Origin of the sequence: Sphingobacterium sp. HSC-15S19 (assembly GCF_050433745.1) — a bacterium.
GTDB lineage: Bacteria > Bacteroidota > Bacteroidia > Sphingobacteriales > Sphingobacteriaceae > Sphingobacterium > Sphingobacterium siyangense.
Window position 1 is genome coordinate 105,577 of sequence record NZ_JBNPWQ010000004.1, and the last position, 17,914, is coordinate 123,490.

The 17,914-nt window shown below is 44.5% G+C and carries 12 protein-coding genes; 1 reads left to right on the forward strand and 11 read right to left on the reverse strand.

What is annotated here, in order from left to right:
* Position 1: 1 nt before the first annotated feature.
* The 10 genes from L1283_RS04695 to L1283_RS04740 all read right to left on the reverse strand — a co-directional run bounded on the left by L1283_RS04695 (position 2) and on the right by L1283_RS04740 (position 16,590).
* Complete coding sequence (locus tag L1283_RS04695; RefSeq protein ID WP_429625876.1) at positions 2-3,085, reverse strand: SusC/RagA family TonB-linked outer membrane protein; 3,084 nt, start codon at positions 3,083-3,085, stop codon at positions 2-4.
* 412 nt (positions 3,086-3,497) lie between these two features.
* On the reverse strand, positions 3,498-3,860 hold the full coding sequence (locus L1283_RS04700) for a response regulator (RefSeq protein WP_159332665.1): 363 nt from the start codon (positions 3,858-3,860) through the stop codon (positions 3,498-3,500).
* Position 3,861: 1 nt separating this feature from the next.
* Positions 3,862-6,102 carry a PAS domain S-box protein gene (locus tag L1283_RS04705; RefSeq protein ID WP_429625878.1) on the reverse strand — a complete coding sequence of 747 codons (2,241 nt, stop codon included), beginning with the start codon at positions 6,100-6,102 and terminating at the stop codon, positions 3,862-3,864.
* A gap of 124 nt (positions 6,103-6,226) precedes the next feature.
* A complete protein-coding gene (locus L1283_RS04710; protein WP_429625880.1) occupies positions 6,227-6,412 on the reverse strand; it encodes a hypothetical protein in 186 nt (61 codons plus the stop codon).
* Between the two features lie 152 nt (positions 6,413-6,564).
* Positions 6,565-7,107, reverse strand: coding sequence for a DUF3347 domain-containing protein (locus L1283_RS04715; RefSeq protein ID WP_429625881.1), 543 nt, complete (start codon positions 7,105-7,107; stop codon positions 6,565-6,567).
* Between the two features lie 48 nt (positions 7,108-7,155).
* Positions 7,156-9,654, reverse strand: a complete 2,499-nt coding sequence (locus tag L1283_RS04720) for a zinc-dependent metalloprotease (protein WP_429625882.1) — start codon at positions 9,652-9,654, stop codon at positions 7,156-7,158.
* Between the two features lie 19 nt (positions 9,655-9,673).
* Positions 9,674-11,098 carry a RagB/SusD family nutrient uptake outer membrane protein gene (locus L1283_RS04725; RefSeq protein WP_429625883.1) on the reverse strand — a complete coding sequence of 475 codons (1,425 nt, stop codon included), beginning with the start codon at positions 11,096-11,098 and terminating at the stop codon, positions 9,674-9,676.
* 12 nt (positions 11,099-11,110) lie between these two features.
* On the reverse strand, positions 11,111-14,719 hold the full coding sequence (locus L1283_RS04730; RefSeq protein ID WP_429625884.1) for a SusC/RagA family TonB-linked outer membrane protein: 3,609 nt from the start codon (positions 14,717-14,719) through the stop codon (positions 11,111-11,113).
* A 66-nt stretch (positions 14,720-14,785) separates the two neighbouring features.
* Positions 14,786-15,949, reverse strand: a complete 1,164-nt coding sequence (locus tag L1283_RS04735; protein ID WP_429625885.1) for a FecR family protein — start codon at positions 15,947-15,949, stop codon at positions 14,786-14,788.
* A gap of 56 nt (positions 15,950-16,005) precedes the next feature.
* The gene (locus L1283_RS04740) at positions 16,006-16,590 is read right to left on the reverse strand and encodes an RNA polymerase sigma factor (protein WP_429625887.1); all 585 of its coding nucleotides are present in this window, start codon (positions 16,588-16,590) and stop codon (positions 16,006-16,008) included.
* Positions 16,591-16,807: 217 nt separating this feature from the next.
* On the opposite strand from L1283_RS04740, the gene L1283_RS04745 reads away from it, so the two are divergent.
* Positions 16,808-17,056, forward strand: a complete 249-nt coding sequence (locus tag L1283_RS04745; protein ID WP_429625888.1) for a hypothetical protein — start codon at positions 16,808-16,810, stop codon at positions 17,054-17,056.
* 239 nt (positions 17,057-17,295) lie between these two features.
* On the opposite strand, the gene L1283_RS04750 is transcribed toward L1283_RS04745, so the two are convergent.
* Positions 17,296-17,895 carry an HIRAN domain-containing protein gene (locus L1283_RS04750; protein ID WP_313154644.1) on the reverse strand — a complete coding sequence of 200 codons (600 nt, stop codon included), beginning with the start codon at positions 17,893-17,895 and terminating at the stop codon, positions 17,296-17,298.
* Positions 17,896-17,914 lie beyond the last annotated feature (19 nt).

A 17,914-nucleotide genomic window follows, 5' to 3' on the forward strand; every position in this document is an offset into this window, starting at 1 on the left:
CCTAAAATCTCATGTTTAAACCAAAATTGAAACCTCTGGGTTTAGCCATATTCCCGTAATCGATTCCGTATCCGCCGATACCGCCTAGCCCTGCTGTATTGCTATTACTTTCGGGATCTAGCCCTGTGTAATTGGTGAACAGGAAGAGATCGGTGGCCGTAAAAAATACGCTAAGTGCGGCTTGTGACGAGATGCGTTGTGTCAGATGTTTGGGTAGGGCATAGCGAAGAGTTACATCCCGAAGCCTAAATGCATAAATGTTTTTCTCGATAAACATCTGCGGTTCAATATTGGTCATGTAGTAAGCGGATGCGGAATATGGTGTTACTGCAATGTGGTTTACTGTCGGATTGGCCGTGTTTTCAAGCCCGTCTTCCAATACGCCCTGAATTACCCGCGGGTCTTCCCGATTTAATGTTTTCACAGACTGCCCATAGGTATAGAGTCTATAATCTAGCCCGTTGAGCACATCACCACCTTTGCGGAGATCCCATAAAAACGTTAGGTAAAAGTTTTTGTAATTGAACTTGTTGACAATTCCAAGTGTATAGTCGGGAATGCGGTCGCCTATCGGATAATACTTATCGGTGCCCGCAATGGGTAAGCCTGTTTGTGGATTGATCAAAATGTCTCCACGCTCGTTTCTTTTAAACTGCGTACCTGTTAGGGTACCGATACTATAGCCGGGCATCACGGAAGACCGTACGCCACTAAGTACCCAGGTGTCTGAATCATAGAGTTCGGGCAATTCTTCAGCAAGCGATAGTACTCTTCCTTTGTATTGGGTAAAATTGAAGGTCATATCCCAGCTGAAATCTTCTTTTTTGATCGGGTTGACGTTGACTTGCAATTCGGTACCATAGGTTTTGACTTCGCCGCCGTTCATCATCCGTAGTACAAAGCCTGAGCCATAGCTCAATCTTGGCAGAATGATCTGTCCTGTGCTTAATCGATTAAAATAGCTGAAATCAAATGTGAGACGGCGTTTAAAAAAGCCAAATTCGAGTCCTGTTTCAAAATCGCGGGTTTTTTCGGCTTTCAGGTCGGGGTTACCGCCGTTCACGCCGTAAGCAAATCCGCCTCCTGTTGAGAGCTTTGGCTCTAGATTGGATAGGGTATAGTAGCTTTTGAAGGGTGCTTTTCCGGTCGTGCCGACAGAGATGCGGTATTTTCCGTCACTGAGCCATTGTACTTTATTTTTGAAGAAAGACAGGTCTGAAAAATTAAAGGCCAAAGATGCCGATGGGTAGCCAAAATAAGGATTGTTGGGCATCATGCGGGAGGCTGCATCCAATCGACCTGTTAAATTGAGGTACAGGAGGTTGTCGAGATATCCAAATCCGGCCTGTGCCAAAAATCCGACTGTACGAAAGTTATTGGCAACAGATCGCGCCAGGCGCGTGCTCGGAAAGGTGTTGTTGATGCTGTAAAAGTTGGGATCGTAAAAGTCCTCGCCATATTGGGAGTTAGTAAGGGTATTGTAGTCTTTAAATTCTGTTCCCAAGTTTGCCCTAAAACTAATGTCGCGCCCGATTTTTGTATTTGCCGTTGCCATAAATGATCCCGAGAGCACGCGTGCATTGACTTGATACTCATTCATGGAGCCATTGCGTACATTGGTCGAAGACCCTGATCCGGAGTAGGATTGAGGATGGTAAACGCTTTGTCCCTGTGTGTTGGCAAAGTCGATGCCGATGATCCCGTTGAGGCTTAGCCAGTTCGTAGCACGATAGGTAATGTTGGAAGTGGCAAGGAGGCGGTTTACATCATCATTGGCGGTGTTGCGGTATACATCCCAGAAGGGATTATCCAGCTCATTGTAAATATCGGTGCTGTGGAGTACACGATTCCCTTTTTCATCGATCCAGTCCCTCACATCAAACAGCGGGTTGAAACGCATCAGGGTAATCAGGTAGCCTGTATTGCCTTTACGGACTTTATCGTTTTGTGAATTGATATAGTTGAAAGAGGTGTTAAATTCGAGTTTGTCGTTAAATTTTGCTGTTCCATTGAGGCGGGTCGAAAAGCGCTTATAGCTGGTATTGGGGACGATACCAGTATTGTTGCTGTATTCATTGGACCAGCGGTAAGTCACTTTTTCTGATCCGCCTTCGAAAGAAAGATTATGCTTTTGATTATATCCGGTGCGGAAGAAGTTGTTGACATTGTCTTTGTAGAGCGTGACTCCTTCTGCATATTTTGGTCCCATTGAATAGACCGAATTAGCGGCGTATACACCATTGGTTCCCTGTGCATAAACATATTGCCGCTCGGGGTATTTATTGACCGTTTCAACGCGTCCTGAAAGCGAATAGTTGACGGTAAATTTACCGGCTTTTCCTTTCTTGGTTGTTATGAGAATGGCTCCGCCTGCACCTTGGCTGCCGAATTGGGCTGTCGCCTCGGGGCCTTTCAGGATGGTGTAGGTTTCGATATCGTCTGGATTGATATCCATTGCCCGATTGGAGTAATCGAGATCTCGATTTGCTCCATTGCTAGCCAGGTCATTTTCATTCAGTGTGGAGTTGTTGATGGGTACGCCATCGACAACGATAAGGGCATTGTTGTCGCCAGAGATGGAGGCAAAGCCGCGCAGTACAATCTGTGCTGATGCACCTGGCATACCACTGGTACTATTGATTGAAAGGCCCGGTACACGGCCTTGGAGACCTTGGAAAAACGATTCGCGTTGGGTCTCGGATACATCTGATCCGGCAACGATAGGTGTGGAGTATCCGAGGGTTTTTCGATCACGTTTGACTCCGAAAGCGGTGACTACCACTTCGTCGAGGGACGAACTGTTTTCGGATAGGCTGATGTTGATTACCGACTGCCCCATGAGCGCTTTTTCGATTTGGTTATAACCGACATGTCTAAAGATTAATGTGGCATCTTCTTGTACGGTGATTTTGTACGTTCCACTGTTGTTGGTGATGGACTGCGTGTTTTTGCCTTTTTCGAGAACTGTTACACCGCCTAATGCCGACCCATCTGTCGTAGTGACTTTACCGGTAACGATTTTTTGGGCCAGGGCGACACCATACGTACTCAGTAAACTCACTAGTATGAGCATACTTCTTTTCATAATAAAATTGTGTTTGATTAGTTTCGTTTAACTTAGGTTTTGCCAATACACCTGGTGCTTGGGCAACATAAAAATTGTGCTATTTCATAAAAATTTATAGCGGTTAGAAATCGGTTTGTATATGTTTTATATCAAATATAGCATAAAAATGCAGTGTTTAAAATATTTTTCGATTTTTTTAGGCTGAAATGTGTAATCTATTGAATAAAGACGCATAAAGATGCTTTTTTAAAACGAAGGTCTTAGCGTAAAATTGAAGAGCCCAGCCTGTTTACTAAATCAGACTGGGCTCTATTCGTTTAAATCGGTTTTTTACGTCCTTTAATAACCTGGATTTTGTGTCAGACTATTGTTGCCGGCAATGGCCTTATTGGGGCATCCAGCATACTGTACTTGTCGATGTTTGCAACTGTTACGGTATCGATCGTAAAACATCTTTTGTTAAGGGTTTTGAAAGATAAGAAAGCACCATGTTGTTGTCTGCTGCGCGACTCTGGTCTCTTAAATCTACGGAAGAGGTTAACATATGTATGCGCAAGTTGTCCTTATTGGGAAAATCTTGCATCGCTTCCAGAAATTGCCAGCCATCCATAATCGGCATATTGATATCCAAGAAGACGAGATAGGAATTTTGTTGATTTTGCTGTATGTATTCCACCGCTTTCTTTCCATTTTCTAAAATGACCACAGTCGCATCGGGATAGACACTAGCAATGATTTTAGTATGTACAAAATTGATGACAGCGTCGTCATCTATAAGTAGTATCTGTTCCATTTTAATGATGAATAAGGTTTGTTTTAACGGTGATTTGCGCAATCACCGCATCTAATTCTTTTGCGGAATCCATAATCAGATCCATAATTTCAGCAGTAGGTTTTCCGCCGCCATCTAATTCCTTTGAAAGGTAAATTAGGCTCATGATCCGTGTTAGTGGAGCGCGGATACTGTGAGACTGCAGCCAGGCGATTTCACAGAGGGTCTCGTTCTGTTTCTTTATTTGTTCCATAGCCTGATGGGAAGCTGTAATATCTTGTATTGTGCCTTCAATTTTAATCGTATTACCCGTTTCATCAGTGACTAATCGCACTTCTTGATGCACCCATTTCAACTTTCCCGATAAGGTGATGATTTCATGCTCAAAGCTTTTGATAATTCCAGACTCTACGTGAAATAAAGGATCATCCTCGAGCATATGCTGGTCTTTGGGCTGCAAAGTCTGCTTGATATTTTCTAAGCTGGGGATAAAGGTGCTAGGCGAACACTCATAAATTTTGTACATCTCCTCACTCCATTCCGTGACATGCGAATCTATAGCTCTAAACCAGTACCCGAGCTTAGCAATTTTTTGGGCTGTCTTTAATTGTTCATAAGCTGTTTGTAACGCGTGCTCGGCAAGCTTTTGTTTGGTGATATCCTTCCCGACAGCAACAAGCGTTTTGGATTCTGCTGCTACAGTAGCCGACCATTGCAACCATTTCATATCACCGGAGGATGTTAAAAACCGACCCGAAAAACGCTCGGTGTTATGGCCGCTCATCAATAACGAAAACCCTTCTTCTAAACGCTCTCGATCTTCGGGATGGATGAGTTCAAACATGGGGGTAGCATATAGATATGTTGTAGGATAACCCAGCAGTTGGCTGAAAGCTTTATTGCATTTTTTGATATAACCATCGAAACCAATTATGCACAGCGGATCTGAAGAAATATTGAAAATAGAACGATACTCTTCTTCTGTCACTTTTTGTTTGACGAGTGGGCCAAGCTTTTCGCTGACATTGGTCAGTAAATTTATCTTTTCGACAAGATTCTCTGGCGCAGACGTCGAAAAACATACGATGCAGCCCAGAAATTCATCGCCATACATAATCGGTAGTCCGATCCCCGTGGAAAGACCCACCGTCCTGGCCGCTTCTGCGCGTAGAAAATCTTTATTTGCGCCGAGATCGTCCCAAATAACCACCTTTTTTTCTTTCCATACTTTACCTGCGAGCCCGTCCTCTTCTGTAAAGGAAGTCAATCCCTGTGTCTGTTGGTGAAATAGCGCGAACTTACTTTGCTGCGACGATTTTGACACAAGGTGTAACTCGCTGTGGTCTGGAGCGACCAACCAGATCTCGCTGACACGTATCTCGGGAAGCAACACCAATCGTTGAAGCGCTTGATCTAGTGAGGATATCAGGGAAATAGACTTTGCAAAGGTTAAGGTCAGCTCGGTAAAAAGATCGTTGACGATCTTCTCTTTGATTTCGGCGGTGACCTCCTGCGTATTAGCAATGATGCCCTCAATAAGGGGCGTGTTTAGGTGGTTGGATAATTCGGTTTTAAACCAGCGCAGATCGCCGTTTGCATCGGGAAACCGATATGCGCCAATGGAAGCCGACTTCGATACCTTCATTTTGTCGAGCTGCGCCTTGACCTGGCGAGCATCATCTTCATAGATGAATTCAAAGGCATTTTTGCCCACAAAGGCTTCAGGATCCATCCCCAGAACGGTAGTGGATGTAGGGGCTACATACTTGTATTTGCCGTCGAGATCGATAATGGCCACAAGATCCCGACCATTTTCGATTAATGATCGAAACCTTTTCTCACTGAATGAAAGCTCCTTGTAGGCCTTGTCTAAGTTGCGTTCTTTCTCATAGAGCTCGGTCAGTTCGGTGGCGGTAACGATTTCGGCTTGAATGCCGTTGAAATTGATGGTGTTGCCTTTAATCTGTACATACATAATACTGCCATCACGTTTCTGATGCCGAAAAATACTTTTCTTAAATTTTTTTAGCCGGCTTTTGGTTCTTTCTACAGCTTCCTCCAATTTCGGTATATCCTCTTGCGGGCGAATATCTCTGATTGTCATTTGCTTAAACTCTTCCTCGCTATATCCGTAGTGATGGATGGCTTCTTTATTTACAGCAAGAAAACGTAATGTATCTAGGTCATAGATCCACATGGGTAGCGGGACTAGGTCGAATATGGCCCGGTCAAAATCGGATCTTTCGGTAGTTACCCTAAGCATATAGATTCATGGGTATACTTATACACAGTAAAAAGTTGTGTATCTAAAAATAGCAAAAAAATAGATAGATTATATCAACCGCGGTGAAAAAATCGTATATCTGCATCGAATTTGATCTTCGACATTACCAATCTATGGTTCGGTTGTCGTCTTCGACAACAGTCCACGATTCCTGTGGTGCTACACTTTGAACGGGCTGAGGCTGAGATGCTGCTGCGATTCCTTGCTCTGACGCGATTTCCAGTGTAAAAACGCGCGGGCTGACATCATTATTTTTATTGGTATAATCAAGCATAGAAATTAACGACATGTAATCTTTTTTCTACCGCTACCTGCTCCGACCATGGAGTGATAATGTTAAAACCGCTTCTGAATTTCTGTTGGGTAATTGTATTGTAAAGAGCTGCCCAATCTATTTGGACAGCTCCTGATCTGTATGAGATTACCGCGTTTGTGCGGAAATTAATGGCAGGCTACGGGCTCTGGGTAATCGGCTTTCGCCATTCCTTTGACCAGCTCACCACACTTGCGCATCGACGCTGCATACGGATTTTCTATCGTCTTGTCGTAACTTAGCCAATAGCCTTTTTCCATAGGGCAATACTGCAGGTACATCGCCTCATCGGTACATTTCATCGTCTCCATAATGGTAAATAGGGATTGTGTGACTGCAGAAAAAGTCGCTTTCATGGCCGTTAGATCTTGTGCGGCTTTCAGGCCGGCTGCATCGGCCTTCATGGTTTGGCTTACCTTCTTTAGACGCATCATATCGTCGAGCTGCAATCCTTTCAGCCGAAAGTTCTGCACTTCTTTTTCCAGCTGAACGGCATGTGCTTTGCCGCTGGCAAAGTTGTCATCCTGGATGTCCTTTTTTACTTCCATGTAGCTTTTAAATAATCGGTCACGTTGTGCCTGTGCGGCATCTTGTCCGTGGCTTGCTTGACAGGAAATTAGGAGAAGACTGATCAAGCAGGTGATGTAAATTCCTTTTAGTTTATTTTTCATGCTCTTCTTTTCTTTTAAATGGATAATGATCGCTCGAGTAAGCTGGGTTTAATCTTTATTTATTTGATTTTGAATGCGTTTTATTTCGAGCAACATCAGTTCCAGGTGCTGTTTATTTAATGGATCTATCTGTTTTGCGACAAGCTGATTAATTTCGGGCACTAATGCGCTCAGGTAATTCCGCACATAAAGCTGCACATCACTGCGCTGTGCCTGTGAAATGATATCGGATCCCTGTCCCACTTTGGGATTGATGATCTGATTGACTTTTTCGAGAAAAAAGCGTTGTTGTGCACGTTTAAAGACGGCAATGCGTGGGTCTCCAACGGGTAAGGTCCAGATGGCTCCACCCATATCGTTCAAATATTCGTTGAGGCCATAGGGATTGGTGCTGTTGAAGGACTTCATGTACACATTGTAGAGCATTCCCGGACTCATCAACATGTTCAGCATCTGTTCGTGCTGCTCGACGATTTCTTTGTTGGCATCTTTGCCGATCAAATCTTGGATGTCCTGCGGATATAACCATAGGGGTGGGGTGAATACATGGTCATTCACATACTGCACGGCTGCTTTGACTTTCTCTCTCGGAATTGTTGCATAAACGGCTCCCTCCTGGCCACGTACTTTCTTGGTTACGTGCTGACTACCGATGTTTTTGAGAACATGGTAAAGATAACGGTCAAACTGTGCGCGCACCGATTTGTGCATATCCTTGAGGTTGCTGTAATCATCGCCGGGTTCATTCGTCCATTCGACCAAATTGGAAACCACTCTTTTTAGGTTTTTGATTCCATAGTTGCTTGCCAATACGGCATCATCGCCAAGGTCTTCTCGTTGTGACCGTGGGTCCTCATCGTTCCCTTCGCCGCCAAACCAAAGCTTGGGGTTGGTTCTGAGACTGTCTGTTACTTGTTTGCTGAGGTAGAGTTGCTCATCTTCACCGCTCGCAAACTGTGGGAGGTATTGGTATCCCCATTGGATGGCCCATTTATCGTAGCTGCCGATGCGTGGGTAGATGCCGGCCAGGCCAACACCGTCTTCGGGCTGCGCTACATAATTGAAGCGTGCATAATCCATAATGGATACGGTGTGCCCATTTTTTTCGACCCACTTTTTGTCGCGCAATTTTTCTACTGGCGTTTGGCTGCTTGCTCCCATATTGTGACGGAGACCCAAACTGTGCCCTACTTCGTGCGACGATACAAAGCGGATCAGCTGCCCCATCACTTCGTCGTCTAACTGCATTTTTTGTGCAGCTTTGTTCAAGGGGCCCACTTGCACCATAAACCATTGCTGAACGAGTTTCATGACATTATGATACCAGCCTACATGGGCTTCGATAATCTCGCCACTTCTGGGATCGGATATGCGTGGGCCATAGGCATTTGCCTTTTCGGAGGCAAAGTACCGGATCACAGAGAAACGTGCATCTTCGAGGCTCATGGTGGTATCTTGCTCGGGCCATTCTTTGCCGACAATGGCGTTTTTGAAGCCAGCTTGCTCGAATGCCTTATTCCAATCATTGATGCCGGCAATGAGGTAGGGACGCCATTTTTTTGGTGTCGCCGGATCGATGTAATAAACGATCTGCTGTTGAGGCTCGACCAGTTCGCCTTTTAAGTAGCGTTTTAGATCTTTCGCTTGGGGCTCGAGACGGTAGCGCTGTATAAAATTAAAGGCTTTGGACCGTTGGTCTTTATCGGTAAAGAGGACGTACTTGTTGGCAAAATACCCTACGCGGTCATCGTAAATCCGTTTTTTCATCGGTACTTTTGGCAACAGTACCATCGATGTGTTGGTGGTAAAGGTCAATGAACCTGTTAACATGGCTGCTGGCGTACCTGATGTGGAGCTGTAGGTTTTGGTGGTCTTTACTTCCAGATTGATCGGGAATACCTTCATATCGGTAATGAAAGAACGGTCGTCTGCCAGGGAGGATAGCTTATTTTCGCTTTTTATTCTGCTGTCGAAAGAAAGGGCGGCGTTGTCTTTCCGAAATAGATCGGTCACCTCTACCAAATAACTGTTGCTGCCTGCCTGTAGTCCTTTGATATCTAAAATAGCAAGGATAGGATCTTCCTGCGACTGGATCAATGCGGTACGGATGGCATCGTTTTCTGGCGCATCCTGCTTGTAAATCGCTGCCCGCAGCTGTATCCGGTCGCCCAGGCCTTTTTCGAAGTAAAGTGTCTGCTCATTCAGCTTTTCGCCGCCATACATCGGAAATCCCTGTGGTGCCGACACCAGGCGTGTTACGGTAAGGAAATAGCGGTTCAGCAAACTATCAGGTATGTCAAGGTACCACTTCTTTTCGGATTCGATAACCTTAAAAACGCCTGAGCGGGAAATTCTTTTTTTATTTAAAATTTTACTGTAGGCCTCATAGAGGTCATTTTTTGTTTTCAGGGTATCTGTTTTGGCCGCTGTCTTCGCATCGGTCTTACTGGCCGTTTTATCGGCTTTCTTTTCCAAGGGTTGCTGCGCTTGGACTATACCGCCAGACAAAAGCAGGGCGAGGGTACTTAAGATAATTTTGTTTTTCATGTGTTTGTTATAGCATCTATTAAAACGGTACGGCTTCGTCTGTATTTAACCGTAAGTTTGGGTTTAACTTCATGGCGTCCAATGGAAAGGGAATGATGTACATTCTGGAGTTTGGCGCCAGTGTATAGGTCTTTTGCTCGACCGTCTTATTGACAATCGGGAAGACACGGACGAGTGTTTTGGCATATTCTTTTTCGAGATTTAAGCGTTTCAGATCAAAGAAACGGTGGTATCCGATCGGCAGCTCGCGGCGGCGCTCGTTAATAACCAGATCCATTGCTTCCTTGCGTGTCGTCGGAACGGCCAGAATGGCCTTTTCGCCTTCAATGCGGGTTTTGCGTAGGCTATTCAATAGGCTGATGGCTTTGGCATATTGATCTTGACGGGCATAACATTCGGCCAGCATCAGGTATATTTCCGGTGTTTTTAGTCCAACGGTGGGGAAGAAAAATGCGGTATACTTGACGTTGTAGTAACTTGCTCCGGCGCCGATATCCAGGAAGCTGGCATTGGTCTTGGTGTAGAATAAACTAAAACGCTTGTCTTCTTTATCGAACATGCTCGTCAGTTCGGGACTTAACATGTAGCTGTACCCAAAGTTCATTTCGGTGTAGCCATTGATATACATGTAGCTCAATACTTCGGGATTATTTTCGGCGATGATCGGTGTCTTGCTTGGTCCGCCCAATTTTTCATACTGTACCAGATCAATGAGCTGCCCATTCAGCTGCATGGCTTTTTCGGCTGCCGCCTGTGCTTCGGCAATCTCCCTTTTGAAAAGGTGCACCTTGGCTTTCAATGCATAAGCAAAGGCCAGCGATGGGTGGTAGGGATTGTTGGGTTTCTCCTGCAGATGGGGTATGGCGTCGTCAATATCTTTTTGAATAAAATCGTATACCTGCCGTACTGTCGACTTGACTGGTTTGGCCTCCAGGTCGTATTTATCCATGATGCAGACACCGCCGTCCTGCGCTGCCGTGCTGGCATCATAGGCCTTGGCGTAGACATTGATGAGGTGGAAATAATCGAAGGCTCGAAACATTTTGGCCTCGGCTTTAGCCAGGGTCTTCAATTGGCTATCGCCTGGGCTTTCATCCACCAGGGAAATAATCATGTTCCACTGTGCAATGTATTTGTAGCACTGGTTGTAAAAGCTCGATGAATTGAGCTGACTGACCCGGTCTTCCTGTTCCTGAAACAAAAAGTTTATGGTATTGATGTTGGGCGTCAAACCAATAACATTGGATTCTTTGAGGTATTGGTCATCGACCAGATACTGAAAGTTATTGACGGGGTAGCCTCTATTGGGGTAGGCCACCAGATCGTAATAGTCTTGTGTGGTACGCACCAATTGGGAGCCTTTTGGTGTAATGTCGAGGTATTTATCGCAGGCGGTAAAGACTACCAGAGTTGCAAAAGCCGCCATTATAGTTTTTAAAGTCATCGTAGATTTGGGTTAAAAAGTGATTGAAAGTCCCATCAGGAATGATTTTGCCAGGGGCAAAGTGCGTGTACCACTATTGAGTGAATAGGATTCTGTATCGATATCATTGCCGGCGGCGCTCCATGTCCATAAATTATTGACTTGCGCCGTTAATCTGACGTTTTGCATGCCGGCTTTATGGGCCAATTGTTTTGGCAACTGATAGCCTACAGCGATGTTTCGCAGTTTCACATAATCTGCCGAAACAACCTGCTGATCGCTATAGCGCCATAGATTTGATAAGGTGCTCGCGCCACTCCGTAGGTTGTCTGGATAATCGACCATCAATCGGGGATAATCGTTAGTGGCTCCTGCTGCCCAGCGGTTCACCAGACCCGCGTTAGTCAGTTTATCGCTTGCGAAGTCAATGGCATCTTTGCGCAATTTATGTCCGCCGGAGAAGACAAACATGGCCGAAAGGTCAAATGCTTTATAGCGCAGACGCTGATTGATGGATCCTGTATATTTTGGAAACAATGTCCCTAAGTTGACCAATGCATCGGGTGAATTGATATCATTGATCTTTGTAGGGGTGCCATTATCATCAAAAACAACATTGGAGTCGCCGTTTTGATCCAGAAAATAGGGGTAACCATTGACCATGCCGGCGTAGCGATAGGCCATAATGGAGTTGTAGCTGTTGCCTTCAAAAAAGTAATTACTTGGTGAGCCAACATAGGACTGCGCGGTAGCGGTCAATCCATTCACTTTCTCGACCTTGTTTTTGTTGAAGGAAAATACCAATTGGGTGCTTGCTGTCAGATCTTTCTTTTTGAGCCACACGCCATTGATGTTAAACTCGATTCCTCGGTTGCGTAAGGCCCCATTGTTGATAACGCGTGAATTGGCTCCGACGGTTGGGTCGAGTACTGCACTGATCAGCAAATCGGAGCTGTAGCGATTATAGGCATCGATAGTGGCGGACAGGCGGTTGTCTAACATTGAAATATCTACACCGAAGTTGGTCGTTGCTGTTTTCTCCCAGCGCAGCATGGGATTGGGCAGAGATTTTTGCTCGAGATACTGCAGGTAGGGGAAAAGCTTGTCGGATTTCCAGGTGGCGGTACCATAGCTGGAACTTTCTTGATCCACGTTGCCGGTAATACCGTACGTGGCGCGCAGCTTGAGCGAGTTTAACCATTCGCTGTTTTTCATAAAGTCTTCGTTGCTGACATTCCATCCTGCTCCGACAGACCATAACGGGCGGTATTTAAACTTGGGGTCTACACCAAAAAGATCGGCCTGATCAACGCGGATACTTCCGGTTAGGTTGTATCTGTTGTTGTAGGTATAGCCGGCATTGGCATAAAGCGAGGTATAGCGGTGCAAACTTTCTTTTTGCGCACCGCCATTTAAGTCGCCCAAGCGGACATTGCCTCCATAGATGTCACTCGTTACCCCTGTTTTACTTAATGTGGCCCAGTCGATGGTAGTCGATGTCAAGGTGACGGGATTGTAGCCCACAAGCAATTGTTGGATAGGACGCGGTGTATGCGACTGACGCATCTCGAAGCCCGCCAGGGCGGTTAGCTGATGCTGGCCATATTGGCCAAAGGTATTGTCATAGTTAAATTGATTCCGGAACGTATAGTTGTACCGTTTGGATTCGAATTGATAGTAACGGCCTCCTGCTGGCAGGTTCTTGGTGTATACTCCTGTCGCCGCATTGTAGCTGACCATTGCATTTGATGCAACACGCATCATGTAACTGTCTTCGTCGTAGAAGCTTTCACGGGATGTTTGCCCCAGTTCATAGGAAAACTGTGTTTGAAAAGAGAGTCCTTTGTAAATGGTGGCCCGCAACGCTGTAAATGCGCGAAGATTTAAATTCTTTCTGCTCTCGATGCCTTCGCCCAAGGCTTCAAGCACATTAAAGGCGGTACTTTTTAGGTTTGGGTTTGCAGCAATCTGTTCTGCTGTCGCGCCGTTAATGGCCGATCCGGGTCCGACGGAACTTGAAAGGTCAACGTAAGGCGCATACACGAGGTTGCCATTTTCATCTTTGATGCGTGTATAGCGAGGCTGTAAAAACACATTATTGTAATCGCCTTCGGTTTCTTTATTGACACCATAGGTGCCGTTCAGTCCGACTGTCGCATTTAACCATTTGGTGACGTTGAAGCTGGATTTCAAATACAGGTTGAATTTCTCATTCTTCTCGTGCTGCACTAGACCCTTTCCTTTATCGTAGTTGAACGAAACAAAGGTGTTGCTTTTGGACGAATTCTGTGAGATGCTGGCGTTATACCGTTGGCGTGATTCATTCTGCCAGACGTTGTCTGTAAACTCTTTGATGTAATCGTTGTTGCGCCAGGTATTGATCGTCGCATCGCGTTCTTGCGTGCTAATGGCCCCGGTAGATTCTTTACGGAATAGATCGTATAACGGTGAATAATATTTTAGACTTCCACTACCCAACCTTCCGTAGTAATTGAACAAAGACTCGGTATTCGCATAGCGCGATCGTTCTTTGGTGTACACATCGATTTCATAGTCGATCAGATCGGATGTGCTGGCGTAATGCATCTTGTCGATATCCGGTTTTTGGGTGATGAACTGATCGACATTGAAGTTGACGGAAACTCCTTGGCCTTTTCCTCTTTTAGTGGTAACGACAATAACGCCATTGGCTGCCCGGGCACCATAGATGGATGCTGCTGTTGCGTCTTTCAGTACGGTAACGGACTCGACGTCATAGGGGTTGATGTCGCTCAGGGTAAGCTCGGTGGGTAGGTCGTCCACGACGATAAGCGGATTGGTGGTGACCTGATTGGAATAGGTGCCGATTCCGCGAAGTACGGGACTATCTGCAGCAGAGCGCGTAGGGTTTTTGATATAGGTCAGTCCAGCTACCTGGCCTTCAAGCGCAGAAACTAAGTCGACGTTGATCTGTTTGTTTAACTGATCATTGCTGACCGTGGTATATGCTCCAGGGCTACGCTCTTTGCTGATGCGCTGATATCCTGTGATCATAATTTCGTTGAGCATAGACTCTTTTGCGCTCAGCATGACCCGTACCGGCCGCGCAATTTGATCTGGACTGAAACGCATCACTTTTTCTTGAAAAGAGACGTGGCTGAAAGACAATTGGATGTCTGCAGGGTTGGCAACACTCAATTCAAAATCGCCATCTCCGGAACTCATCGTCTGGCTATTGTCCTGTAGGTTGTGGATTGAAACGCCGGGGATGGTATTGCCCAGGCTATCAATAACCTTTCCGCGCACGGGCTGACTATTGGTGGATGCCGCTTTGCGATAAAGGATGATGCGCTTGTTTTCCAGACGGTAACTGAAGGGCTGATCCTTAAACAAAATGGACAATGCGTCCGCAACGCTCGAGCGTTTGAGGTTGACACTGATCGGGCGGGCCGATTTTAACAGATTCCCATCGAAAACAAATTCGTAGCCGTAGCGATCCGATAGGCTTGTGATCACTTCTTTGACATCGGCATTTTTAAAATTTAACTGAACCTGTTGCGCTTGTAGTTCGTAAGGATCAATCATGCTCATCAAAGCAATTCCAGCGACAACACTCAAGTATTTCCGCAAAAATACCGGTCGCTTTGGGGTTAGGTAGGACATGGTAGATGTAGGTTAATGTAGTATTTAGTTGTTAAATATGTATTGTTAAAATTGAATTGTTACGCGTTAGTTTTTAGACGTAGTTTTTAAGCTGATTTTTTTATTGTTCAATTGAAAATGGAGGCCGCTTGCTTCATTTAAGAGACTTAGCATTTCCTGTAATGGTATATTTTTTCGGACTTTCATATAGATTGACCGGTCGTTAGGTAGCGGGAGGGTATCGACTTCGATGCCATACCATCTGGACAAATCAGCTAGGATGACACGGAGCGACTGATCGCGGTAGTCAAAGTAGCCTGCGGTCCAGGCGGTAGCTTGCTTTGGCGCTACCTGCTCGCGATGTATTCCATTGTGGTCGGTAATGGCTGTTTCACCCGGATGCAGCACAATGCGCTGAACGGTTCCGGATTTGCTCAAAGCGATCCGTCCGGACAGCAGGGATGTGGTGACCTGTCCGTCGCTCGCATAATTTCGTACGTTGAAAACAGTGCCCAGCACCTCGACGTTTGTGGCTCCGGCATGAACGGTAAATGGTCTTTGTGCTTGGTGAGCTACATCGAAATACCCTTCTCCTTCTAGGGAAACTTCTCTTTTGGCAGCATCAAAAGGAACCTGAAAGGTGAGGGTAGATGCCGCATTCATCGTAATCTTGGTGCCATCTTCCAGAATAATCCTAAAGTCGGAATTGGGGGTGTAGATGGTTTGCAGACTTGGGGTTTTTCCCGTTGCGGTGACTTTCACCGTTTGACTGTCGATGCGGGAAAATGCGATTTCGCCGATCTGCCATGCTGAATCTGTTTTTGGTAAAATGGCTATTCCTTTGCCAGACTTATCTTTCACATATAAGGTGGGTGCTGATGGTGTCGCAATATCGGAAGGTGACAGGCGCTGTGCGAGGTAAAACCAGGTGGCCAATCCGGCGACCAGTAGAATGGAAGCGGCTGCCCACCACCGCTGTTTGTAGCTTAAACGAAGCGGTTGTTTGTTTGGTTGGTTTAATCCATCTGCTTGGTTTAGCCTATCTTCTAATCTTTCTTTGATACGGGCAATATGGGGCGCAAAAGGTTGATCGATTTGATGTTGGTCAATATCGATCGAGGCCAAAGAAGTGAGCTGTTCGAGCTCTTCGTCGCTGGCACGTTCAAAATAGTGGAGCAGTCTATCGAGGTCGACACGATTGATACTTCCATCTAAATAGTTCTTGTAAATGTTTTCTATTTTTTTTGCCATATCTATAAGTTAATACGCAACTTATTAGCAAAAACACTATCGTTGTGGTGTTTTTTTTAAAAAAAGTAGAATGTGACAAGAATAGTTAAAATCTCCTCATAATGGTCTTGCACAAATTGGCGGATATGTTGGTTGGATTTTACCATGGCATTACTCACGGTGGATACAGAAATATGCAATTGCTTAGCAACCTCTTCGTAGCTTTTCTGCTCTATTTTGCAGAGCACAAATATTTCTCTTCTACGCTCACTTAGGGAGTTGAGCGCTTTTTCTAATAATGCGGACTGTTTTTCTTCGATATCAACTTCTTTTTCCATCAGGTAGAGCTGCTCGAAATGCTGGTATAAATTTTCCTGCATTGCGGCTTCTTTCGCTAATTTTCTATACCAGGTGATCACATCATTTTTGGCGATTGTAAAAATCCAGGATTTAAAACTTCGCGTGGGGTCTATGGTCGATCTTTTTTGCCAGACTTTGAGGAATACATCCTGCACGATCTCTTCACTCACCTGCCGATCTTTGACCATTCGAAAAATAGTGGAAAATAGGGCATGGCTATACTGATCATATAAGGCAAAAAAAGCTTGTTCGTCGCCATGGGAAAGCGAAATCAATAGCTTATTTTCTGCAGTAATATCCATAGTAAACTTTTCAACAGTCAGATTCTATGCGGATTGAATCTGTAACCAGCTGTCAAATTTACAACTTTCCGGCTGAATACTTCCTATTGGGGCAATAGTTTTCAGCCGACAGTATGTATGCTGCGCAGTAAGTTTTGATAATGAGTGTAAATGAGGAAGTTTTGAGTATATTTCCTCAATATATTAGTCATTAAATGGCAGAGGAGAGATCGATAAATTGCTTTTTGTAGGCAATTTAACTAAGTTTGAAGAAGAAATAAAAACAAAAATAGGAAGGAGCGATACTATGGGTACTCAAGAATATTTATTAGATAAGGCTGAAAGAAAGGGAATTCAGAAAGGTAAGATTGAAGGTAAGCGGGAAGAAGCTATTGCCATTGCACTAAAGTTTAAGAAAATGGGGCTACCTATTGCTGATATTGCTAAAGGCACCGGGCTTTCTATCGAAGAAATCGGAAAACTGTAATCAAATACTTTTAAAGTTTATAGATATTTATTGTGAGCCATTTCCGAAAGGGAATGGCTTTTTCATTTTCAGGATGGAGTAGCTCTAACAAAAAACTCCCCTTTCATCGCTGATAAAAGAGGAGAACTTTATAAATCTAAATTATGAAAAATCTTATCGTTAATAATAAAACGGACTAAATAGATTAAGCCGCTTCGCTAGATTTTGGTATATTTCAACCAGTTGAGCCAATATCCCACTTAAATATTATAGTTAACCTTCACAAAAATATTTCTAATAACGCCGTTTTGTTCAGTAGCTTTAACAATTAGTTTTAGTTCGTCCAACCTATATTTATGAAAAACTTTACAATGAATCTGTTTGATATAACCTACATTTTGCCCGTTAAATTTAACAATGACAGCTTCTGAATCTATTGGATTATTAGATTCAAATTGATATGTCAAACTGTCCCCCGATTTTACCGTATCTCGAAGAAGGTTTAAATAAGATAAGCCAGAAAGATCTGTTACAAAATCTATATTTTCATTTGGTTGAAAGTCTGCTAAAAATTCAAAGTTATCCAGTATCGTGAGTCCCTGAGATTTTCCCAATACATAGAATGAATCGGTAGTTTTAATCTTTTCGATATCCCAGAAGTCATAAAAATTAGCAGCGTCCGGACGCTCTGATTTAATGAGACGGTGAGAAAAAATCTTCATTACATTGGTCGTATAGATTTCATCGAGGTTTTGAAATTCGAAATATGGAATGAAGCCTTCAGTTTTTTTTAATTCTTTAGCAAGTGGCAAATATTGGAATGAAACCTGATTATCTAACGACCTTTCCAAAAGTCCCACAATATGCCTACGGGATCCT